General features: G+C 70.1%; 19 protein-coding genes. 9 read left to right on the plus strand and 10 right to left on the minus strand.

Annotated elements, in window-relative coordinates; genetic code table 11:
* Positions 1-41 precede the first annotated feature (41 nt).
* Genes CHAN_RS12105 through CHAN_RS12115 form a run of 3 tightly spaced genes read left to right on the plus strand, consistent with a single transcriptional unit; the run spans position 42 to position 2,938 of the window.
* The gene (locus tag CHAN_RS12105; RefSeq protein ID WP_290290092.1) at positions 42-1,199 is read left to right on the plus strand and encodes a metal ABC transporter solute-binding protein, Zn/Mn family; all 1,158 of its coding nucleotides are present in this window, start codon (positions 42-44) and stop codon (positions 1,197-1,199) included.
* Positions 1,200-1,901: a metal ABC transporter ATP-binding protein gene (locus CHAN_RS12110; RefSeq protein ID WP_290290094.1), complete on the plus strand. Its 702-nt coding sequence runs from the start codon at positions 1,200-1,202 to the stop codon at positions 1,899-1,901.
* Positions 1,901-2,938: a metal ABC transporter permease gene (locus tag CHAN_RS12115; RefSeq protein WP_290290096.1), complete on the plus strand. Its 1,038-nt coding sequence runs from the start codon at positions 1,901-1,903 to the stop codon at positions 2,936-2,938. The genes CHAN_RS12110 and CHAN_RS12115 overlap by 1 nt, the downstream gene beginning before the upstream one ends.
* A gap of 71 nt (positions 2,939-3,009) precedes the next feature.
* On the opposite strand, the gene rlmB is transcribed toward CHAN_RS12115, so the two are convergent.
* Both rlmB and cysS read right to left on the minus strand, forming a co-directional pair.
* A complete protein-coding gene (gene rlmB, locus CHAN_RS12120) occupies positions 3,010-3,954 on the minus strand; it encodes a 23S rRNA (guanosine(2251)-2'-O)-methyltransferase RlmB (protein ID WP_290290098.1) in 945 nt (314 codons plus the stop codon).
* A 137-nt stretch (positions 3,955-4,091) separates the two neighbouring features.
* Positions 4,092-5,495, minus strand: coding sequence for a cysteine--tRNA ligase (cysS, locus tag CHAN_RS12125; protein ID WP_048744076.1), 1,404 nt, complete (start codon positions 5,493-5,495; stop codon positions 4,092-4,094).
* A 438-nt stretch (positions 5,496-5,933) separates the two neighbouring features.
* Here cysS and CHAN_RS12130 point away from each other — a divergent pair, with 438 nt between their 5' ends.
* Complete coding sequence (locus CHAN_RS12130; protein WP_290290100.1) at positions 5,934-7,253, plus strand: HNH endonuclease signature motif containing protein; 1,320 nt, start codon at positions 5,934-5,936, stop codon at positions 7,251-7,253.
* A gap of 50 nt (positions 7,254-7,303) precedes the next feature.
* On the opposite strand, the gene ispF is transcribed toward CHAN_RS12130, so the two are convergent.
* Genes ispF through CHAN_RS12145 form a run of 3 tightly spaced genes read right to left on the minus strand, consistent with a single transcriptional unit; the run spans position 7,304 to position 9,141 of the window.
* Positions 7,304-7,804 (minus strand): 2-C-methyl-D-erythritol 2,4-cyclodiphosphate synthase, encoded by a 501-nt coding sequence (ispF, locus tag CHAN_RS12135; RefSeq protein ID WP_048744073.1) that lies wholly within the window; start codon positions 7,802-7,804, stop codon positions 7,304-7,306.
* Between the two features lies 1 nt (position 7,805).
* Positions 7,806-8,540 (minus strand): 2-C-methyl-D-erythritol 4-phosphate cytidylyltransferase, encoded by a 735-nt coding sequence (ispD, locus tag CHAN_RS12140; RefSeq protein ID WP_290293511.1) that lies wholly within the window; start codon positions 8,538-8,540, stop codon positions 7,806-7,808.
* A gap of 13 nt (positions 8,541-8,553) precedes the next feature.
* Positions 8,554-9,141, minus strand: a complete 588-nt coding sequence (locus CHAN_RS12145; RefSeq protein ID WP_048744071.1) for a CarD family transcriptional regulator — start codon at positions 9,139-9,141, stop codon at positions 8,554-8,556.
* A 164-nt stretch (positions 9,142-9,305) separates the two neighbouring features.
* On the opposite strand from CHAN_RS12145, the gene CHAN_RS12150 reads away from it, so the two are divergent.
* From CHAN_RS12150 to disA, 3 genes are read left to right on the plus strand one after another with little or no spacing between them, the layout of a single operon-like run.
* Positions 9,306-10,052, plus strand: a complete 747-nt coding sequence (locus tag CHAN_RS12150; protein ID WP_065421570.1) for a hypothetical protein — start codon at positions 9,306-9,308, stop codon at positions 10,050-10,052.
* A gap of 8 nt (positions 10,053-10,060) precedes the next feature.
* On the plus strand, positions 10,061-11,449 hold the full coding sequence (gene radA, locus CHAN_RS12155) for a DNA repair protein RadA (RefSeq protein ID WP_290290106.1): 1,389 nt from the start codon (positions 10,061-10,063) through the stop codon (positions 11,447-11,449).
* 47 nt (positions 11,450-11,496) lie between these two features.
* The gene (gene disA, locus CHAN_RS12160; RefSeq protein WP_290290108.1) at positions 11,497-12,543 is read left to right on the plus strand and encodes a DNA integrity scanning diadenylate cyclase DisA; all 1,047 of its coding nucleotides are present in this window, start codon (positions 11,497-11,499) and stop codon (positions 12,541-12,543) included.
* A 10-nt stretch (positions 12,544-12,553) separates the two neighbouring features.
* Here disA and CHAN_RS12165 read toward each other — a convergent pair whose 3' ends face one another.
* Positions 12,554-13,231 (minus strand): hypothetical protein, encoded by a 678-nt coding sequence (locus tag CHAN_RS12165; RefSeq protein ID WP_290290110.1) that lies wholly within the window; start codon positions 13,229-13,231, stop codon positions 12,554-12,556.
* Positions 13,232-13,235: 4 nt separating this feature from the next.
* Positions 13,236-13,802 carry a carbonic anhydrase gene (locus CHAN_RS12170; protein WP_377748493.1) on the minus strand — a complete coding sequence of 189 codons (567 nt, stop codon included), beginning with the start codon at positions 13,800-13,802 and terminating at the stop codon, positions 13,236-13,238.
* Positions 13,803-13,973: 171 nt separating this feature from the next.
* Between CHAN_RS12170 and CHAN_RS12175 the strand changes: the two genes are divergently transcribed.
* Both CHAN_RS12175 and CHAN_RS12180 read left to right on the plus strand, forming a co-directional pair.
* Positions 13,974-14,831 (plus strand): HhH-GPD family protein, encoded by an 858-nt coding sequence (locus CHAN_RS12175; RefSeq protein WP_290293514.1) that lies wholly within the window; start codon positions 13,974-13,976, stop codon positions 14,829-14,831.
* Positions 14,832-14,851: 20 nt separating this feature from the next.
* Entirely contained in the window at positions 14,852-16,117 is a 1,266-nt protein-coding gene (locus tag CHAN_RS12180; protein ID WP_290290113.1) for a lipase family protein, read from the plus strand.
* Between the two features lie 10 nt (positions 16,118-16,127).
* Here CHAN_RS12180 and CHAN_RS12185 read toward each other — a convergent pair whose 3' ends face one another.
* The 3 genes from CHAN_RS12185 to CHAN_RS12195 all read right to left on the minus strand — a co-directional run bounded on the left by CHAN_RS12185 (position 16,128) and on the right by CHAN_RS12195 (position 20,298).
* Entirely contained in the window at positions 16,128-17,165 is a 1,038-nt protein-coding gene (locus tag CHAN_RS12185) for a pirin family protein (protein ID WP_290290115.1), read from the minus strand.
* Positions 17,166-17,218: 53 nt separating this feature from the next.
* Positions 17,219-17,389: a DUF4236 domain-containing protein gene (locus CHAN_RS12190; protein ID WP_290290117.1), complete on the minus strand. Its 171-nt coding sequence runs from the start codon at positions 17,387-17,389 to the stop codon at positions 17,219-17,221.
* 179 nt (positions 17,390-17,568) lie between these two features.
* Entirely contained in the window at positions 17,569-20,298 is a 2,730-nt protein-coding gene (locus CHAN_RS12195; protein WP_290293516.1) for an ATP-dependent Clp protease ATP-binding subunit, read from the minus strand.
* Positions 20,299-20,513: the final 215 nt, after the last annotated feature.

Below are 20,513 nucleotides of genomic sequence, written 5' to 3' on the forward strand. Positions count from 1 at the left end.
CCACTTGGCAACCGTTTTCATTTCCGGGATACGATGAAACCATGAAAACTCCCTTCCTGCGCACAGCCCTGGCCGCAATGGCCACCGTGGGCCTGACCATGGGCCTCGCCGCCTGCTCTGACGACAACGGCACCGAGGCCTCCGGGGGCAACGGAACCGACGGCGACAAAGTCAAGATCGTGACGTCCACCAAGGTGTGGGCCGACGTGGCCCAGGCCGTCGTCGGCGACGCGAAGAACGTCGAGATCCAGCCGATCATCGCCTCCAACGACATCGACCCGCACTCCTACCAGCCGACCGCCGCGGACATGGCCACCGTCGAGCAGGCCGACGTCCTCGTCGCCGGCGGCGGCCATTACAACGCCTGGCTCACCCAGGCCGCGTCCGGCGATTCGAAGAAGCTCATCCTCACCGCCATGGAGGGCGACGGCTTCGACGGCCACGGCCACGGCGAGGAGGGCCACGAGGGTCACGACGACCACGACCATGAGGGCCACGACCACGGCGCCGAGGGCGCGGCCGAGAAATCCGACGAGAAGTCGGAGGCGAAGTCCGCCGAGAAGTCCGAGGCCAAGGCCGCGGAGAAGTCGGATGACAAGGCCGCCGCGAAGTCGGAGGAGAAGACCGCCGACGACCATGAGGGGCACGAGGGTCACGACCACGGCCACGAAGGCCATGACCACGACCATGACCACGAGGGCCACGACCACGAGGTCAACGAGCACATCTGGTACAACACCGAAGCCGTGAAGTCGCTGGCGCACACCCTCGCATCCGAGGTCAACGCCCATTGGAAGCTGGGGGCGTCGGACGAAGACGTCGTCAAGCGGATCGACAAGATCGAGGAACGCAAGGCCAAGCTGCCCAAGGCGGCCACCGCGCAGACCCACCCGCTCGCCGACGACATCCTGATCGGCACCAAGATCACCGACGAGACCCCCGAGGGCTACCGCAATTCGACGCTCGCCGAATCCGAGCCCTCCGCCGCCGACGTCGCGGCGATGCTCAAGCTGGTCGAGTCCGGTAACCTCGATTTCCTGATCGACGCACCCCAGACCCGCAACCAGGTCTCCGAGCGGCTGGTGAAGGCCGCCCAGGCGAAGGGCCTGCGCATCGTCAACGTCTACGAGTCGCCGGGCGCGAACGAGAACTTCTTCGACCTGTACGACCGCATCCTCGACGACCTGGAGCAAAAGTAGTTGAACCCACTCACCTTCGCCGGAGCGGCCGTCGCACCGTTGTGGTCGGATCTCGATCTGGAGGTCCGGCCGGGGGAATTCATGGCGGTGCTCGGCCCCAACGGCGTGGGTAAGTCGACGCTGATCGGCGCGGCCCTGGGCACCCGGCGGCTCACCGCCGGGACCGTCCGGGCGACGCCCAAGGTCGGCTACATCCCGCAGCAGCGCATGTTCGACCCTGAACTGCCCATGCGGGTGCGGGACCTGGTGGGTCTCGCCGCGGCGCACGGCATCATCCGGCGCCGCCCCTCGCGCGCGCGCATCGACGCCGCGCTTGCCGACGTCGGCGCGGAGGGCATCGCCGACCGGCGCGTCGGCACCCTGTCCGGCGGCCAGCAGCAGCTGGTCCGGCAGGCGCAGGCACTGGTGGGGGATCCGGAACTTTTGCTTTGCGACGAGCCTCTGCTCAGCCTCGACCCCGCCGCCCAGCGAGCGGCCGTGGACAGGCTCGACCGGCGCCGCCGCGAGCACGGCACCGCCGTGGTGTTCGTGACCCACGGCATCAACCCGATCCTCGGCCACTGCGACCGCGTCCTCTACATCACGCCGCACGGGCACAGGGTCGGGCCCGTCGAGGAGATCATGACGTCCGAGACACTGTCCGACCTGTACCGCACCGACATCACCGTGGCGACGGTCGGCGGAAAGCTGGTGGTGGTCTGATGGAGTGGCTCAACTCCTTCGTCGCGGACACCCAGACCCTGCTGAACGTGGGGTTCGTGCAATCCGCGCTGATCGCGGCGGCGCTGCTGGGGCTGGTGTCCGGCGTGGTCACGCCTTTGGTGGTGATGCGCCGGATGAGCTTCACCGTCCATGGCACGTCCGAGCTGGCCCTGATGGGCGCGGCGGCGGCGCTGCTGACGGGGTTCAGCGTCGGCGGCGGCGCGATCGTCGGGTCGGTGCTGGCGGCGGTGGTGCTGGCGCTGCTGGGCATGCGCGGCGGTCAGGACACGATCGTCGGCGTGGTGCTGAGCTTCGGCATGGGCCTGTCCGTGCTGTTCATCCACCTGTACCCCGGCCGGACGACGACGGCGTTCGCCCTGCTGACCGGCCAGATCGTGGGATTGTCCAGCGCGTCGGTGTGGCTGCTGGCCGGCGTGGCGGCGCTGGTGATCGCCGTGGTGGCGGTGTTCTGGCGGCCGCTGCTGTTCGCGTCGGCGGACCCGGTGCTGGCGGCGGCGTCGGGGATCAACGTCCGCGCGATGTCGGTGCTGTTCGCGGTGCTGATCGGCCTCACCGCCGCCCAGGGCGTCCAGATCGTCGGGGCGCTGCTGATCATCTCTCTGGTGATCACCCCCGGCGCCTCCGCGGCGCACGTCACCGCGTCGCCGGTGATGTCGGTGGTCCTGTCGGTGATCTTCGCCGAGGTCGCCGCGGTCGGCGGCGTCGTCCTGTCGCTGGCGCCGGGCGTGCCGGTGAGTGTTTTCGTCACCGCCATTTCCTTCGGCATCTACCTCGTCTGCCGTTTCATCGGCTGGTACCGGGGCCGCAACGCCACCCGCGATGACGTCTCCGCCGGCCGCTGGGCGACGCCCCGCGAGGGCGTAATCCCAGCCGCCGCGGCGGCCGCTCTCGCGGGCGCTGGCTCGGCTTCGGGCACTGGCTCAGGCTCCGGCTCGGCGGCCGCCAGCCCGTCCGGCCCCGGCGGCTATCCCCTCGACGACGCCTCCGACTGCACCGGCCGGCACCCTGCCCCCTAACCGGCGCGCGGGCCCCTCCCTGCCGAGGTGCCCCTGCTTCGCTGCGCCACCCCTGCTACGCTGCGCCGCCCCTATTTGGACGCGGCGCGGCGCTGGCGGGCGAACTCGCTCAGGGTCACGCCCGCCGCGACCGAGGCATTGAGGGACTCCACCCATCCCGCCATCGGGATCGACATGATCGAGTCGCAGGTTTCCCGGACCAGACGCGACAGCCCCTTGCCCTCGGATCCGACGACGACCACCGTGGGCGTCGTGCCGTCGTACGTGTCCAGGGTGTGCTCGCCGCCCGCATCGAGCCCGACGACCTGGTAGCCGGCCTTCTGGAACTGCTTCAGCGACCTCACCATGTTCGTCGCCCGCGCCACCGGCAGACGCGCGGCGGTGCCGGCCGAGGTGCGCCACGTGACGCCCGTGACCGCCGCCGAACGCCGCTCCGGGATGACCACGCCGTGCCCGCCGAACGCGGCCGTCGAGCGGATCACCGCACCCAGGTTCCGGGGGTCGGTGATGTTGTCCAGGCACACGATCAACCCGGGCTCGCCGGAGTCCACGACCTTCTCCATCAGGTCTTCCACCGCCGCGTACTTGTACGGCGGGATCTGCAGTCCGATGCCCTGGTGCAGCGAATTGCCCGTCATCCGGTCGAGCTCATGGCGGGGCACCTCGCGGATCGGGATGGCGCGATCGTTGGAGATGCGCACGGCCTCCTGCAGCCGATCGTCATTGTCCGTGCCCAACGCCACGAACAGCGCGCTGCCCGGCACCTTGGCGTGCAGGCACTCCACGACCGGGTTGCGGCCGACAACGAGCTCCGTTCCGTCGGACGCCTTTTCATGCCGGCCTTGGTCCCGGCGCCGCTTCTGCTGCGCCTGCTTGTGGGCCTTGTGATACACCCGGTCCTCGGCCTTGGGGGTCGGCCCCTTGCCGCGCAGCCCCCTCTTCTGGCCACCGGATCCGGCCGTTTCCTTCTTGTTGGTCTTGCGCACCGCGCCCCGTCGCTGGGAATTGCCCGCCATCTTCTCGTCTCTCGCCTTCGTCGCGTTCGTCGCCGCGCGGTCCCGCGGACCACTCGGCTCTCTTTCCGGTTGTTCTCGTTGTGCCTGCGACGTTCGCGTCGCCGGCCGTCATTCCACCGGGGATTCCACCGTTGCCGTCAGTCTCCCAGCGACCACTTCGGCCCGTCGGCGGTGTCGGTCACGGTCACGCCGGCCTCGGTCAGCCGGTCCCGCACGCCATCCGCGGTGGCCCAATCCTTGGCCTCGCGGGCGATCCGGCGGGTCTCCAGCTCATGGCCGACCAGGACTCCGAGCGCGTGCATCGCCTTGTCGTCGTCGCCGCCCGCGGCCGCCCACTTCTCGGACAACGGATCGAATCCCAGAACGGACGCCATCGCGCGGACTGCCCCGGCCGTCTTCTCGGCTCCCGCACCATCTCCGTCGGCAAGCTGCTGGTTACCCGCGCGGACCGCATTGTGCAGCTCGGCCAGGGCCCGCGGCACCGCGAGGTCCTCGTTCATCGCGGCATCGAAGGCCTCGGGGCGTTCCCCGATCTCGATCTCCCCGAACTTGTCCGCGGCGCGCTTGAGGAAGGCCTCGATCCGCCGGTACCCCGCGGCCGCCTCCTGCAGCGCTTCCTCGGAGTACTCGAGCACCGAGCGGTAGTGGGCGCTGCCCAGGTAGTACCTCAGCTCGACCGGCCGCACCTTCTCCAGGATGTGGGGCACCGACAACACGTTGCCCAGCGATTTCGACATCTTCTCGCCGGACATGGTCACCCAATGGTTGTGCATCCAGTACCGCGCGAACCCGTCGCCGGCGGCGTGCGACTGCGCGATCTCGTTCTCGTGGTGCGGGAACTGCAGATCCAGCCCGCCGCAATGGATGTCGAACTCGCCGCCGAGGTAGTACGTCGCCATCGCGGAGCACTCCAGGTGCCAGCCGGGCCGGCCATCGCCCCACGGGGTCGGCCAGGACGGCTCGCCGGGCTTCGCCGACTTCCACAGCGCGAAATCGTTGGGTCCCCGCTTGCCGGGCGAATCGGGCTCGCCCTGCTCCATTTCCTCGACGCGGTTGCCGGACAGCGAACCGTAGTCGCCGCCCTCCGACGCCGCCCACGCACCGACGTCGAAGTACACGTTGCCGTCGACGTCGTACGCGTAGCCGTTGTCCATCAGCCGCTGCATGTACTCGACCATCTGCGTCACGTGGCCGGTCGCGCGCGGCTCGACGCTCGGCGGCAGCACGCCCAGCTGGTCGTACGCCCAGGTGAACTCGCGCTCGTAGGTGGACACCCACTCCCACCACGGCCGGCCATGCTCGGCGGCCTTGGTCAGGATCTTGTCGTCGATGTCCGTCACGTTGCGCACGAACGCGACGTCGAGCCCCTGCGCCAGCAGCCACCGGCGCAGAATGTCGAACGCGACACCGGAACGCACGTGGCCGATGTGCGGCATCGCCTGCGGGGTGGCCCCACACAGGTAGACGGACGCGTGCCCAGCACGGATGGGCTCGAAGTCTCGCAGCTCACGGGTGGCGGTATCGAAGATTCGGAAGTTCACGCCCCCGAGTGTAGCGGTCGCGTCCGTGCCTCCCGAACGCTTGCGCGGCACATGACCTGGGCCCTCCCCGCCGGACACACCGTTTGTTCACCGGCGGTTCACGGGGCGTTCGATGAGGGTCGTTCACTTCGCATGATTCAGCTATCGGCGCGGGGCAAATGATTCGCTTTACGACGAACATCCGCCCCACTTGCCTCAGGAGCCGCGCCAACAACACGCGATTCGACCACGAATGAACGTTCGATTAACTTTCGGTTCGCTCTTGTTTTCGACTCGCATGGACCCTATGATCGAAGCCGGAGATTCCGGCACGCGCCATGACATGAGGGGGAACGGGCGGCCATGAATGAACGCTTCAGTGCAGTACAGAGGAACAGGACCGGGCTGGCCGCCAGGCCAACCACGAGCATCGGGGAGCTCATCGCATTGACGCGCGCCGTGACGGATGCACTGGTCAAGATCGCCCGCACATGCGAATACCGCTCCCTGTCGGCGGCGGAGCTGATGCAGCTGATGCCGGCACTCAAACGGCTGAAAACCGCGCGCAGGGGGCTCGCCGTCGTGGACGCGCAGGTCACCGCGACCGTGGCGGCGGAGCAGTTGTCCCGGATGACGGGGACCACGCATCCCGATGACTATCTGGTGGAAGAACTGCAGTTGCCGCGCCGCGAGGCGATGTCGCGGGTCCGGGCTTGCGCGTTCATGAGCGGCCATCCCGAACTGAAGGGCCCCGCCCACGCCGCGCTGCGCGCCGGCGACGTGACTTTGCGGGGAATCGCCGATGTGGCGAAGGAGCTGGAATCGCTCGACGAGCGGGCGGAGCGTTCCGCGTCGGATCTGGCGGATGAAGTGATCGCCCGCTCCCCCGCCCACGGACCACACGGTGCCGGCGCATTGTGCAGGCAGCTCGTCAAGGAGCAGAACAGACGATTCCCGCGGGACCCGAATGCGGCGCACGGCAAGAGGAGGCTGACCGTCGGCAAGCAGGACGACGACGGCGGCGCGAAGGTCAGCGGATACCTGGATGCGGCGACGGTGGCACTGCTCGAGGCGTGGCTGCTCGCGCACGGGATCAAGAAGGGCAGCCACGAGGACGGTCGAACCCCGATGCAGCGCAACGCGGATGCGCTGGACCTCGCGTTGCGGACGGCGCATGAGGCGCACCCGAGGGTGAAGGGGAAACCGATGTGCACGGTCGTCGCGGCGTTGAACCTCAAGGATCTCGCGGCGGCGACCGGCGTCGATCCCGCCGCCGGGCGCTCACCGAATGTACGCCCCATTGATCCCACGCGGACGACGGTCAAGGCCGGTTCCGGCGTCGAGCTCGGTTTGATCGACTTGCTCCGGCTCGGGCTTTCCGACTTCATGTACGCCGCCATCATCGACCCGGATGCCCCGGTCGTGGAATCGCAGCTGAAGCTCGGGCGAACCCGGCGGTCGGCGAGTCTCGACCAGCGGATAGCACTTCAGCTTCTCGACGGGACGTGCAGGCACCCGGGATGCAATCGACCGCCGGACGCATGCGACGCGCACCATCTCGTCGCATGGGCCCTGGGCGGGAACACGGACCTGGAAAACCTGACGCTGCTGTGCCGGCGGCACCACTCCGACAACGACGACACCCGCGCCGATCCACGGCGCGGTCACATGACCCCGAGAACCAATCATCCGCGGGGCCTCACGGGATGGGCCCAACCGGTCGCGTCAGACGGGAAGCGGCGGGTGCGTTTCAACGCCGAGCGCGGGGCGGCGGCGTGAGGCCCCGCCATGCGCCGGCGAAACACCCTCGGCGGCGGGGTGCGGCGAAACTACTGCGAGTCGGGCTTCTTCCACACCACGGCGGTGCCGACCGCCGCGACACCTTCGCCGCGACCGGTGAACCCCATGTGGTCCGTCGTCGTCGCGGAGACGCTGACGGGGGCTCCGATGTAACCGGACAGGACCCGCTCGGCCTCTTCGCGGCGCGGCCCCATCTTGGGCCGGTTGCCGATCATCTGGGCCGCGGCATTGCCGATGACGAACCCGTTGTCCTCGAGCAGCTGCCGGCATTCCCGAAGCAGGCGCTCACCGGAGACGTCGTCGTATTCCGGGCGCCCCACCCCGACGAAGCTGCCGAGGTCGCCGAGGCCCGACGCGGACAGCAGCGCATCGACGATCACGTGGGCGACGACGTCGCCGTCGGAGTGCCCCTCGCACCCGTCCTCGCCTTCGAAGAGGAGCCCCGCCATCCAGCAGGGCTTGCCCTCCTGGACCTGGTGGGCGTCGGTGGCGATGCCCACGCGCGGGATGAGGATGGGTGCGTCGGTCATGTCATTCTCCGGAAATCTCGAACTCGGTCGACTCGGCCTCGCCGGCGATCTGCGTCGCCAGGGCCAAGTCGAGGGGGGTGGTCACCTTGAAGGCCATCGGATCGCCCTGGACCACGTGGACGGGGACGCCGAGGCGCTCCACGAGGGAGGCGTCGTCGGTGGCGTGCACGGCCTCGCCGGCGGGACGGCCGAAATGCTCTTCGTACGCGCGGCGCAGCAGAGGCAGCCGGAAACCCTGCGGCGTTTGGACGGCGCGCAGGGTCGAACGATCGGGGGTGCCGACGACCACGTCGCCGGCCACCTCCTTGATGGTGTCCGCGACGGGCAACACGGGAATGACCGCATCGTTGCCGCGGATGACGGACCGCACGACGCGGGCGATCATGCCGGGCGGGGTCAGCGCGCGGGCCGCATCATGGACCAGCACGACGCCGTCTTCGGGCATGGCGCGCATGCCTTCCCAGACGGAGTCGATGCGTTCGCCGCCGCCGACGATGAAGTCGACGTCGGAGCGGATGCGGCCGGCGGCCCTGGCACGGCGGAACAGTTCGCGGGCGTACTCCATCATGTCGCCGGAGACGATGACGGCGATGTCGTCGACGGCCTCCGATCGTTCGATGGCCGCGACGGAGCGTTCCACCAGGGAACGGCCGCGCAGCTGGACGTACGCCTTGGGGATGGGTTCGCCGAGCCTCGTGCCGCGGCCCGCGGCCGCGACGAGCGCGGTGACCCGCATTCCCACTGCGGGCCTAGTCCTCGGCGTCGAGGTCGACGGCGTCCGCGTCGGAATCGCCGTTGGCGGACTTCGGTTCCGCGGAGTTCGCGGCCTCGTCGGCGAGCGCCTTGTGGCGCTCGATGGTGGCCTCGATGCGGGAGAAAAGCTCGGTGGTCTTCTCGTCGTCGACGCCCTCGGCCAGCGACAGCTCGCCGACCAGCACCTGGCGGGCCTTGCTGAGCATGCGCTTCTCGCCGGCGGACAGGCCGCGGTCCTGGTCGCGGCGCCACAGGTCGCGGACGACCTCGGCGACCTTGTTGATGTCGCCCGAGCCGAGGCGCTCCTGGTTGGCCTTGTAGCGGCGGGACCAGTTGCCGGCTTCCTCGACGTCGGTTTCGCGGAGGACGGAGAAGACCTTGCGCAGGCCCTCTTCGCCGACGACGTCGCGCACTCCGACCAGTTCGGCGTTCTTCGCCGGAACCTGAATGTTCAGGTCACTCTGCAGAATCTGGAGGACCAGGTACTGAACGGTCTCGCCGTTCAGCTCGCGCTCGATGATCTGCTCGATCTTCGCGGCCCCGTGATGCGGGTAGACGACGGTATCGCCGACGCTGAATTCCATGTGGTGTCCACGCCCCTTTCAACGGCCCTCCACCCTATCATGACCCCCCTGAAAATTACCGCTAGTATGAGAAGAGCCTTTGAGGACACTAAGGTGGGTTCTCAACTGCAGAACCGTTTTACCCCAATCCTCAACTTGCCCTAGATGATGGAGGACACGAACCCATGACCCTCAAGTCGGTTGTCCGCCGCGGTGCCCTCGCCACCGTCGCCGCCGCTTCCGCCGTCGCGCTCGCCGCCTGCGGCGCCGGCCAGGTTTCCCAGACCGCCAACCAGGTCGCCGCCGTCGACGGCGCGCAGAACGAGCAGGACGCGATCCCGGGTGGCGTCGCCATCCGCGACGCCCACATCGTCGTCGATCCGGAGTCGGGCGACGCGGCGCTGAAGTTCTCCGTCACCAACCAGGAGCGCGCCAACGACGTCGTTTACACCCTCAAGTCCATCGACGTCGAGGGCGTCGGCGACGTGAAGCTGACCCCGGTCGCTTCCACGAAGTCCTACGAGGCCGCCAAGAAGGGCGACCGCTCCATCCCGCGCGACTGCCAGCTGGTGGCCGACTACGCGGGCGCCGTGGAGAAGTACTCGAAGGCCGCGGCCGCGAATCAGGCCTGCATCACCTACATGTCGACGTCCCTCGACTCGAAGACCCTGACCGGCGAGAAGACCTCCGCCGCCGGCGAGAACCGCAACGTGACCTTCACGTTCGAGGGCCCGAAGGGCACCGAGAAGATCGAGATGTTCGTGACCATCTCGCCGTACGTCCCGGAGGCCGGCGCGGTCAACCGCGGCAAGGACGGCATGGCCGAGGGCGCCAAGGCGGCCGAGTCGACCGCCGGCAAGACCGCGGACGGCAACGGCGACGCTGAGACCTCCTCGGCGACGGATCCGTACACCGGCCAGATCTACCAGTAGCAGGCTCCGTGGCGAAGGGCCGCCCGTCCTACCGTTGCTCCGCCTGTGGTTGGCGGGCATCCAAATGGGTGGGCCAGTGCCCTTCGTGCGGGGAATGGGGTTCTTTGGTCGAGACCGCGGAACCGGTCGGACGTGCGCGTTCGGCCGGGTCCGCGGTCTCGTCTGCGTCGGGGCTGCCGGCGGTCGCGGCGACGCCCATCACGGGGGTCGACCCGGGGCTGGCGAAGGCGGTGCCGACGGGCATCGGGGAGCTCGACCGGGTGCTGGGCCGCGGCGTGGTGCCGGGGTCGGTGGTGTTGTTGGCGGGCGAGCCGGGGGTGGGCAAGTCGACGCTGCTGTTGGAGGTCGCGTTCCGCTGTGCGTCGGGTGAGCTCGGCCCGGCCCTGTACGTGACGGGCGAGGAGTCGGTGGGGCAGGTCCGGCTCCGGGCGGAGCGGACGGGGGCGCTTCACGACGAGCTGTATCTCGCGGCGGAGTCGGACGTGGGGGAAGTGATCGAGCAGTCGTTGGCTGTGAAGCCGGGGCTGTTGGTGGTCGATTCGGTGCAGACGATGCAGGCCGCCGGGGTGGAGGGCACCCGGGGCGGGGTGGCGCAGGCGAGGGCGGTGACGGCGGCGCTGACGGCGCTGGCGAAGGAGTCCGGCACGGCAATTCTGCTGGTCGGCCACGTGACCAAGGACGGCACGGTCGCCGGCCCGCGGACGATGGAGCACCTGGTGGACGTGGTGCTGAATTTCGAGGGCGACCGCCACTCGGGGCTGCGGTTCCTGCGCGGCCTGAAGAACCGGTTCGGTGCCACCGACGAGGTGGGGTGCTTCGAGCAGACGGCGGACGGCATCCGCGAGGTCGAGGATCCGTCGGGGCTGTTCCTGCATCACCGCTCCCCCACGCCCGGCACGGCCGTCACTGTGGCGATGGAGGGGCGCCGCCCGATGTTGGCGGAGGTGCAGGGGCTGGTCGTCGACATGCAGGACGCGAAGGGCAACCGCCGCAACGTGTCCGGCCTGGATCAGCGGCGCGTGCCCATGGTCGCGGCGATCGTGGCGCAGCATGGCCCGGACGAGATGCGGGGTCTGGCGTCGCGCGAGTTGTACGTGGCCACGGTGGGCGGGATGACGCTGCTGGAGCCGTCGTCGGATCTGGCGGTGGGCATCGCGTTGGCGTCGGCGGCGAGGCAGCGGCCGGTGCGGGAAAACATGGTGGTCATCGGCGAGCTGGGGCTGGCGGGCGAGGTCCGCCGCGTCCCGGACGTCGGGCGGCGTCTGAAGGAGGCCGCCCGGATGGGGTTCACGCACGCCGCGGTACCGCGGGAGACCGATCCCGGGCAGGCGCCGAAGGGGCTGCGGCTCGTGCGGGTGGGCACGATCGCGGAGGCGATTGACGCCGCGCTGGATTAGCCTGCGGCGATGCATATTCGAGTATTCGGCGGCGCTAAAATGGGCGCGTGTCGGAACCGAGCCATGAACTGCTGAAATCCCTCGCCCCGGGGACGGGCATCCGCGACGGGCTGGAGAGGATCCGCCGCGGCCGCACGGGGGCGCTGATCGTCCTGGGCTTCGACGACGAGATCGAGGGCCTGTGCGACGGGGGGTTCGAGATCGACGTCGCCTTCGCGCCGACGCGCCTGCGGGAGCTGTGCAAGATGGACGGGGCGGTGGTGCTGTCGACGGATGGCACGCGCATCCGGCGGGCGAACGTGCAGCTGGTGCCGGATCCGTCGCTGCCGACGGATGAGTCGGGCACGCGGCACCGGTCGGCGGAGCGGACGGCGCTGCAGACGGGGGTGCCGGTGATCGCGGTGTCGCAGTCGATGGACATCATCACGGTGTACGCGGATGGGGCGCGGCACGTGCTGAAGGATTCGGCGGAGATCCTGTCGCGCGCGAATCAGGCGCTGGGGACCATCGAGCGGTACCGGTCGCGGCTCGACGCGGAGTCGGAGGCGCTGTTCACGGCGGAGATCGCGGGGTACGCGTCGGCGTCGGAGGTCGTGGGCGTGCTGCGGTTGTCGGAGCTGCTGCGGCGGGCGGCGCAGTCGGTGTCGCTGGATGTGGTGGCGCTGGGGTCGGATGGGCACCAGCTGGACGTGCAGCTGCGCGAGCTGATCGCGGACACCGAGCCGAACGCGCGGCTGTTGCTGCACGATTACCTGGTCACGGCATCGGGGCTTCCCGACGAGGCCGACGTGGATGCCGCGTTGGCCGGTCTGGCGGAGTTGCCGGACCCGGATCTGCTGGGTCCGCGGGCGGTGGCGCAGGTGCTGGGGTATCCGACGGACGCGGAGGCGCTGGGCGAGCGGGTGGATCCCCGCGGTTACCGGGCGTTGGCGCGGGTGCCCAGGATGCAGTATTCGCTGATGGACAAGCTGGTGGCCCGGTTCGTGACGCTGCCGTCGCTGCTGAGGGCGAAGACGGAGGACCTCGCCGCGCTGGAGGGCGTCGGCCCGTTGTGGGCGCGCCACGTGCGACAGGGGCTTGACCGGTTGCAGTAAACCTGGGGGGCTACCGGATGTTGAACGTGTACGGGTCGGAGTTGCGGTCGCCGACGAGGCCGTAGACGAGGTAGCTGCCGGCGCCGACGTCGCGGCGGTCGGATTCGGTGCACTTGCCGGGCGCGGAGGTCTTGCGGGACCAGTTGACGTCGTAGACCACTTCACCGCCGGCCTTGATGGTCTCGGTGCCGCTGCCCTCGGAGTCGTGGCAGTCGAGGTCGGACCAGATGCGCTCGTAGCTGGTCATGTCGAAGACCTCGAAGCGGAGGGTGTCGCGGTCGAGGTCGATTTTGCAGTCGGCCTTGGTGGGGTTGGACAGCGTCAGGGCGAAGCGGGGGTTGGTGGCGCCGTAGTTGGGGCTGTCGGCGGTGACCTTGAGGTTGAGGTCGGCGAGCTCGCAGGTGTCCTTGTCCTTGTCCGCCGGTTCGGACGGGGCGGCGGAGTCGGTGGTGGTGTAGGGCTCGGAGGAGTCGCCGGCGGGCGCGGAGGTGTTTTCCACGCCGTCGTCGCGGCTGACGGTGACCGACTCGCTGGTTTCCGCGGCCTGGTCGGTGCCCTCGTCCGACCCCATGCCGCCGGCGACCCATCTGACGACGCCCGCGATCACGAGGATCAACGCGATGGCCAGCACCAGCGCGGCGATGCGTCGGCGCCGGTAGATCTCCGGGGGCAGCGGTCGGTTGGTCACGGACTCAGATTAGCGGGTTCTCGCTGACTCCCTTGGTCACGACGGTCTCGGCGAGTCCGTCGGAAAGCCGGTAGCGCAGGCCGACGACGCCGACGCGCCCGTCGGCGAGGCGGGCCTTGATTTCGGGCGAGCGGTCGACGATGTGCTCGACGATTTCGGCGACGTGGCGCTGCTCGAACTCGGAGACCTCGGTGCGGCCGTCCTTGCGGGCGGCGAGCAGGGAGGGGGTGACCTTCTCGATGAGCACACGCTGGAAACCTCCGGGCAGGTCGCCGCCCTCGAGGGCGGTGTGGGCGGCCTTGACGGCGCCGCAGGACTCGTGGCCCAGCACGACGACGAGGGGGACGCCCAGGCCGTCGACGGCGAATTCCAGGGACGCCAGCACGGACAGGTCGGTGATCTGGCCGGCGGTGCGGATGACGAAGATGTCCCCGAGTCCCTGGTCGAAGATGATCTCGACGGGCACGCGGGAGTCCGAGCACGCGAGGACTACGGCACCGGGGTGCTGGCCGGCCGTGAGCTTCTCGCGGCGGGAGGGGTCCTGGTTCGGGTGGGCGGACTGACCCTCCATGAAACGGTGGTTTCCCTCGAGCAGGTGCTTCCAAACTGATTCAGGGGTGCGTGTCATAGCATCCATTCTGCAAGGTTTCGGTTGAATGGAGTGAATCGGGTTTTGGTTTCGGCGCAAAACGGGGGTCGCGATGGCGGCGGCGGGGGCGTTTCCGGCGACTGGCGCGGGGACCTGGTCGAGTGGTTCCGGGGCAACGCGCGCGAGCTGCCGTGGCGCGCCCCGGGGACGTCGGCGTGGGGGATCCTGGTCAGCGAGGTCATGAGCCAGCAGACGCCGGTGGCCCGCGTCGCGCCGTCGTGGCGGCGGTGGATGGGGCTGTGGCCGGAGCCGGCGGATCTGGCGGCCGCGCCGGCGGATGAGGTGCTGCGCGAGTGGGGCAAGCTGGGGTATCCGCGGCGTGCGCTGAGGTTGCGCGAATGTGCGGCGGCGATCGTCGAAAAGCACGATGGCCGGGTACCCGCCGACGTCGACGCGCTGCTGGCGCTGCCGGGGATCGGGGACTACACGGCGCGGGCCGTGGCCGCGTTCGCGTTCGGGGCGCGGACGCCGGTGGTGGACGTCAACGTGCGCAGGGTGCTGCGCCGCCACGCGCAGGCGACGTTCCTGCCGGGCGCGCACAGGCGGGCGGACATGGCCGCCGTTGAGGAGTTGCTTTACGACGACCCGCCCGCCGCCGCCGAGTTGTCCGCCGCGTGGATGGAGCTGGGGGCGACGGTGTGCCGCACGCGGCCGGAGTGCGGGGCGTGCCCCGTGCGGGAGTCGTGCGCGTGGGTGGCGGCGGGGTCGCCCGAGCCGTCGGAGGAGGAGCTGGCGGCGGCGAAGAAGCGGGTGCAGAAGTTCGAGGGCACGGACCGGCAGGTGCGCGGCAAGCTGCTCGACGTGCTGCGCGGCGCGGAGTCGCCGGTGGAGCGGGAGCTGCTCGACGCGGTGTGGCCCGATGCGGCGCAGCGGTCGCGGGCGCTGTTTTCGCTTCTCGACGACGGCCTGGCCGTCCAGGACGCCGACGGGCGGTTCCGCCTGCCCAGGTAGGGCGGGGTTAATCTGGCGGCATGAGCGCTTCATCGGTGGGAGACGGCCCGGTGCGGGGTCGTTTCGTGCCGTTCGTCGCCGTGGCGATGGTGGCGGCGTTCGTGGCGCTGGCGGGGTGCTCGTCGGGCTTCGAGGGCGCCGACGCCGGGCGGGGGACGCCGCCGCCGGTGGAGAGGGCGCCGGGGACGGTCATCACGCAGATGGACCTGGCGGTGGAGTCGCCGAGCGTGAAGACGGCGCGGCGCATCGTCTACGCCTCGCGGGGCGTGCACGGGCGGCCGAACGTCGTCAGCGGGTCGGTGCTGGAACCGACCGCGAAGTGGACGGGGGACGGGCCGCGGCCGCTGCTGATCATCGCGCCGGGGACGCAGGGGGCGGCGGACAACTGCGCGCCGTCGATGACCATGCACTTCGGCACCTCTCCCCCTCCGCCGGCGCGCCATTTCCTGGACCTGGGGTGGGCGGTGGCCATCACGGACTACGAGGGCCTGGGCACGCCGGGCCCGCACACGTATCTGGTGCGCGAGGCGCAGGGCCACGCCGTGCTCGACGTCGCGCGGGCGGCGGAGCGGCTGCTGGGCGGCGGAGGTGGCGCGGAGCCTGGCAGGGAGACGCCCATCGCCGTGTTCGGGTTCTCGCAGGGCGGCGCGGCGTCGGCGGCCGCGGCGGAGTTGGCGGCGGAGCACGCGCCGGAGCTGAACATCCGCGCCGTCTACGCGGGCGGGGTGCCGGCGGATCTGCCGTCGACGGCAGCGGAAATCGACGGGTCGCCGCTGTCGGGGGCGATGGGCTACGCCATCAACGGGTTGATGGCGGCGTACCCCGAGATCCGCGGCGACGTCGACGCCATGCTCGACGCCGACGGCCAACGCTTCCTGAGCGAGACCGCCACGCAGTGCGTCGGTGCGACGCTGGCGCTGTGGGGGCGGAAGAAGTCGGCGGACCTCACCGTCGACGGGCGGTCGTTCGCCGCGCACCTGGGCTCGGGCGCCGGGCCGCGGCTGCGGGAGGCCGTCGACGAGCAGAAGCTGGGGACGACGGCGCCGCGGATGCCGGTGTTCGTGACGCACAACATCAAGGACGACGTCATTCCCGTCGCCGGCGCGCGGCGCCTGGTGCGGGATTGGTGCGACGCGGGCGCGAACGTGACCTACGCGGAGGTCGACGAAGACCTGGGCGACGCCTCGCATGGGCTGGCGTGGCAGTTGACGCAGGATGAGGCGTTCGGGTGGCTGGTCAGCGTGATGGGTGGGCCGGACGCGCCGGGGGCTGCGGGGACGTGTTGAACGGGCGCGGTCACCTGTTCCGCCGGGGCCGCAGCCGCACCGAGGGCATCGGCGGGGCGGGGATGCGGTCGACCTGGGCGCGGGTGGGTTCGCCCTCGTGGCCGGGGTAGCCCTCCACGACGCCGTAGCGGAGGGCGCGGGTGCGCTCGTCCTCCCAGTCATCGCGGGCGGCGCGGACGGCGGATTCGGATTCGCCGACGAAGTTCCAGAACATCAGCAGGTCCTCGCCGTAGGGGTCGCCGGCCAGGAGCACCAGCGTCGCGCCGTCTGCGCCCGCGGTGATGGTGGCCTCGGCGACGGGGCCGCGCGAGTACGCGAGGGCGGCGGGGCCAGCGGTGGCGCAGTTTTTGGAGGTGGCGGAGGTAGAGCCGTCACCCAGCTCCGCCGAGCCGGAATCGACGAGGATGCCGACCTCCCGGCCGAGCGGCAGCGTCAGCGTCGCACCGGGGCGCATGCGCAGTTCGGCGGCGAGGGCGCGTCGCGGGGCGGGGATCGGGGAAGAACCGAAGCGGGCGTCCTCGGGCACCGCTCCCCCGGCTGCAGTGCCCACTTCCCCGCCGGCCGCGCGGCCGACTTCGCCGACTTCCCCGACCAGCTCGCCGAGGAATACCCGCGCGGTCACGCCGCCGTGGGTGACGGCGTCGGTGGTGAAGTGGTGCAGGCCCCGTTCGGCGTGGCGCTCGTCGGTGGGGTACCCGAGCCACAGCTGGACGCCGTGGAGCTCGGGGCCGTCGGGCCAGGAGTACTCGGAGTGGGCGATGCCGTTGCCGGCGACCATGAGCACGGTGTCGCCGGGGACGACGTCGAGGTGGTGGCCGGCGGAATCGTCGTGGCGCACGCGGCCGGAGAACAGCCACGTGCAGGTGGCCAGGTGGGTGTGCGGGTGCGGGGCGACGTCCATCGACGGCGCGGCCGGGCCGAAGTGGTCGGCGAAGATGAAGGGGCCGACGCTGGTCCGCTCGACGTGCGGCAGCGTGCGGCGCACCGTGATGGCGCGGTACCCGCCGAGGGGCACCTCGCGGGGCTGGAGCACGGCGAATGTTGTCATGTCATGAACCGTACCGCGCCGTCACCGGGCGGGGCCACCGCTTCCGGGGGCCACTACTTCCAGCGGCCCCGGTAGTTCAGCCCCTTGCCCAGGCGGATGGAAAATCCGCCGCGGCTGTTGATGGTCACCGGGCCGACCCGCTTGGAGCCGGAGACCCCGGACTTCGACCAGTTGAGCCAGGAATCCTTGCCCAACTTCGTGCGCTTGCGGAAGAAGATCCCCATGTCGGTGCTCCTCGCTACTCGGTGACCGGTTGCCGCGGCCCGGGCGCGGGCGGGGTGCGCCGCGAGAAAACCGGGGCCGCCACGCCCGATTCTAGCGTGGCGGCCCCGGTCCCGGTTGCCGTGGAGCGGCCGGTCAGCGCCGCGTGCCGACGGCTCTCCGCGTTCCGGTCGGCCCGGTTTTACCGGTCGCCGTCGGCGTTCCGGCCGTCGTCTTCGGCGTCGGCATCGGCCCCGGACTTGGAGCCGGACTCGGCGGCCTCGCTCTCGCGGGCGGCCTCCTCCACGGCGGCCTCGGCCGCGTCGATGACGTCGCCGGCGCCGGTGCCGATGGTGCCGTCGGCGGCGCCCATGGCCTCCAGGCCGTCGAGCTCATCGGGGACCTCGGCGCCGTCGGTCGCCTTCGTGACGAAGGTGAACGTGGCGTCGGAGCCCTCGGACTCGCCGTCCCAGCCGTCGACGTCGACCAGCACGGTCTCGCCCATGCCGATCTGGCCGTACAGGATCTTCTCGGACAGCTGGTCCTCGATCTCGCGCTGGATGGTGCGGCGCAGCGGGCGGGCGCCCAGCACCGGGTCGAAGCCCCGCTTGGCCAGCAGGTTTTTCGCCTGATCGGTGACGTCCATGGTGATGCGCTTTTCCTTCAGCTGCTCCGAGACGCGGGCCAGCATCAGGTCGACCATCTCCACGATCTCCTCGCGGGACAGCTGCTTGAACACGACGATCTCGTCGATGCGGTTGAGGAACTCGGGGCGGAAGTGCTTCTTCAGCTCGTCGTTGACCTTGCCCTTCATGCGCTCGTACTGGCCGTCGGCATCCTGCTCGCCGACGCCGGAGAAGCCCATGCCCACGGCCTTCGAGATGTCCTGCGTGCCCAGGTTCGAGGTGAAGATGAGCACCGTGTTCTTGAAGTCCACGACGCGGCCCTGCGCGTCGGTGAGGCGGCCGTCCTCGAGGACCTGCAGGAGGGTGTTGTAGATCTCCTTGTGGGCCTTCTCGATCTCGTCGAACAGCACGACGGAGAACGGCTTGCGGCGCACCTTCTCGGTGAGCTGGCCGCCCTCCTCGTAGCCGACGTAGCCCGGAGGGGCGCCGAAGAGGCGCGAGGCGGTGAAGCGGTCGTGGAACTCGCCCATGTCGATCTGGATCAGCGAATCCTCGTCGCCGAACAGGAACTCGGCCAGCGCCTTCGACAGCTCGGTCTTGCCGACGCCCGACGGTCCGGCGAAGATGAACGACCCGGACGGGCGCTTCGGGTCCTTCAGGCCGGCGCGGGTGCGGCGGATGGCGCGGGACACGGCCTGCACGGCCTCGTCCTGGCCGATGATCCGCTTGTGCAGCTCCTCCTCCATGCGCAGCAGGCGCGAGGACTCTTCCTCGGTGAGCTTGAACACGGGGATGCCGGTCCAGTTGGCCAGCACCTCGGCGATCTGCTCCTCGCCGACCTCGGTGATGGTGTCGGACTCGCCGGAGCGCCACTTCTTTTCCTTCTCGCGGCGTTCCTCGCCCAGCTTGCGCTCGGTGTCGCGCAGGCCAGCGGCCTTCTCGAAGTCCTGCGCGTCGATGGCGGCTTCCTTCTCGCGGCGCACGTCCGCGATGCGGCCGTCGATCTCCTGCAGGTCCGCCGGGGCGGTCATGCGCTTGATGCGCATGCGGGCGCCGGCCTCGTCGATGAGGTCGACGGCCTTGTCCGGCAGGAAGCGGTCGTTGATGTAGCGGTCGGACAGCGTCGCGGCGGCGACCAGCGCCTGGTCGGTGATGGACACGCGGTGGTGCTGCTCGTACTTGTCGCGGAGGCCCTTGAGGATCTCGATGGACAGGTCGACGCTCGGCTCCGGCACGTTGACCGGCTGGAAGCGGCGTTCCAGGGCGGCGTCCTTCTCGATGTGCTTGCGGTACTCGTCGAGGGTGGTGGCGCCGATGGTCTGCAGCTCGCCGCGGGCCAGCTTCGGCTTCAGGATCGACGCGGCGTCGATCGCGCCTTCGGCGGCGCCGGCGCCGACGAGGGTGTGGATCTCGTCGATGAACAGGATGATGTCGCCGCGCTGGTTGATCTCCTTGAGCACCTTCTTCAGGCGCTCCTCGAAGTCGCCGCGGTAGCGGGAACCGGCGACCAGGGAGCCCAGGTCCAGCGAGTAGAGCTGCTTGTCCTTCAGGGTCTCCGGCACGCGGTTGTTGACGATGTCCAGGGCCAGGCCCTCGACGACGGCGGTCTTGCCCACGCCGGGCTCGCCGATGAGCACCGGGTTGTTCTTGGTGCGGCGCGACAGCACCTGCATGATCCGCTCGATTTCCTTCTCGCGGCCGACCACCGGGTCGAGCTTGCCCTCGCGGGCGGCGACGGTGAGGTTGCGGCCGAACTGGTCGAGCACGAGCGAACCGGCCTGGTGGTTGCCGTCGGCGACGCGCTGGCCGGAGGTGGCGCCCACGGGGCGCTGCTCGGGGCCGCCGGCGGGGCCGTCGGAGTCGTCGCCCTGGAAGCCGGACAGCAGCTGGATGACCTGCTGGCGCACGCGCGGCAGGTCGGCGCCGAGCTTGACCAGCACCTGGGCGGCGACGCCCTCGCCCTCGCGGATCAGGCCGAGCAGGATGTGCTCGGTGCCGATGTACTTGTGGCCCAGCTGCAGGGCCTCGCGCAGCGAGTACTCCAGGACCTTCTTGGCCCGCGGGGTGAAGGGGATGTGGCCGCTGGGCGGCTGGGCGCCGCGGCCGATGATGTCGACGACCTCGGAGCGCACGGCCTCGAGGGAGATGCCCATGGACTCCAGGGCCTTCGCGGCGACGCCGTCGCCCTCGCTGATGAGGCCCAGCAGAATGTGCTCGGTGCCGATGTAATTGTGGTTGAGCTCGCGTGCCTCGTCCTGCGCCAGGACGACGACGCGCCGGGCGCGGTCGGTGAACCTCTCGAACATCATTCTCCTCGGTGTCGTCCGGAATCCATATAACGGTTTCACTGAAGCTTAACGACGCCCCGCCCGCGTTTCGTCCCTTCGGGCGTACGCCCATAGCGAACAGCGCCTGAACTGGGGATTGACGGCGGCCGAAATTACCGGCGGCATCCGTCGCAAAGCAAGCGGCGCGCGTGCGTGCGCCGGCGGCGACCGGCCGGCCCGGGCCCGCCCGGACT

It is taken from the genome of Corynebacterium hansenii, from assembly GCF_030408795.1.
Taxonomy (GTDB): domain Bacteria; phylum Actinomycetota; class Actinomycetes; order Mycobacteriales; family Mycobacteriaceae; genus Corynebacterium; species Corynebacterium hansenii.

Bases quoted from the DNA above. Each gene is read 5' to 3' on its own strand.
- ispF (WP_048744073.1), bottom strand. From the start codon at position 7,804: ATGACCGACGCACCCATCCTCATCCCGCGCGTGGGCATCGCCACCGAC.
- CHAN_RS12150 (WP_065421570.1), top strand. From the start codon at position 9,306: ATGACCCTCAAGTCGGTTGTCCGCCGCGGTGCCCTCGCCACCGTCGCC.
- CHAN_RS12195 (WP_290293516.1), bottom strand. From the start codon at position 20,298: ATGTTCGAGAGGTTCACCGACCGCGCCCGGCGCGTCGTCGTCCTGGCG.
- CHAN_RS12105 (WP_290290092.1), top strand. From the start codon at position 42: ATGAAAACTCCCTTCCTGCGCACAGCCCTGGCCGCAATGGCCACCGTG.
- rlmB (WP_290290098.1), bottom strand. From the start codon at position 3,954: ATGGCGGGCAATTCCCAGCGACGGGGCGCGGTGCGCAAGACCAACAAG.
- CHAN_RS12145 (WP_048744071.1), bottom strand. From the start codon at position 9,141: ATGGAATTCAGCGTCGGCGATACCGTCGTCTACCCGCATCACGGGGCC.
- CHAN_RS12115 (WP_290290096.1), top strand. From the start codon at position 1,901: ATGGAGTGGCTCAACTCCTTCGTCGCGGACACCCAGACCCTGCTGAAC.
- CHAN_RS12170 (WP_377748493.1), bottom strand. From the start codon at position 13,802: ATGGAGGGTCAGTCCGCCCACCCGAACCAGGACCCCTCCCGCCGCGAG.
- CHAN_RS12185 (WP_290290115.1), bottom strand. From the start codon at position 17,165: ATGACAACATTCGCCGTGCTCCAGCCCCGCGAGGTGCCCCTCGGCGGG.
- CHAN_RS12190 (WP_290290117.1), bottom strand. From the start codon at position 17,389: ATGGGGATCTTCTTCCGCAAGCGCACGAAGTTGGGCAAGGATTCCTGG.
- ispD (WP_290293511.1), bottom strand. From the start codon at position 8,540: ATGCGGGTCACCGCGCTCGTCGCGGCCGCGGGCCGCGGCACGAGGCTC.
- CHAN_RS12180 (WP_290290113.1), top strand. From the start codon at position 14,852: ATGAGCGCTTCATCGGTGGGAGACGGCCCGGTGCGGGGTCGTTTCGTG.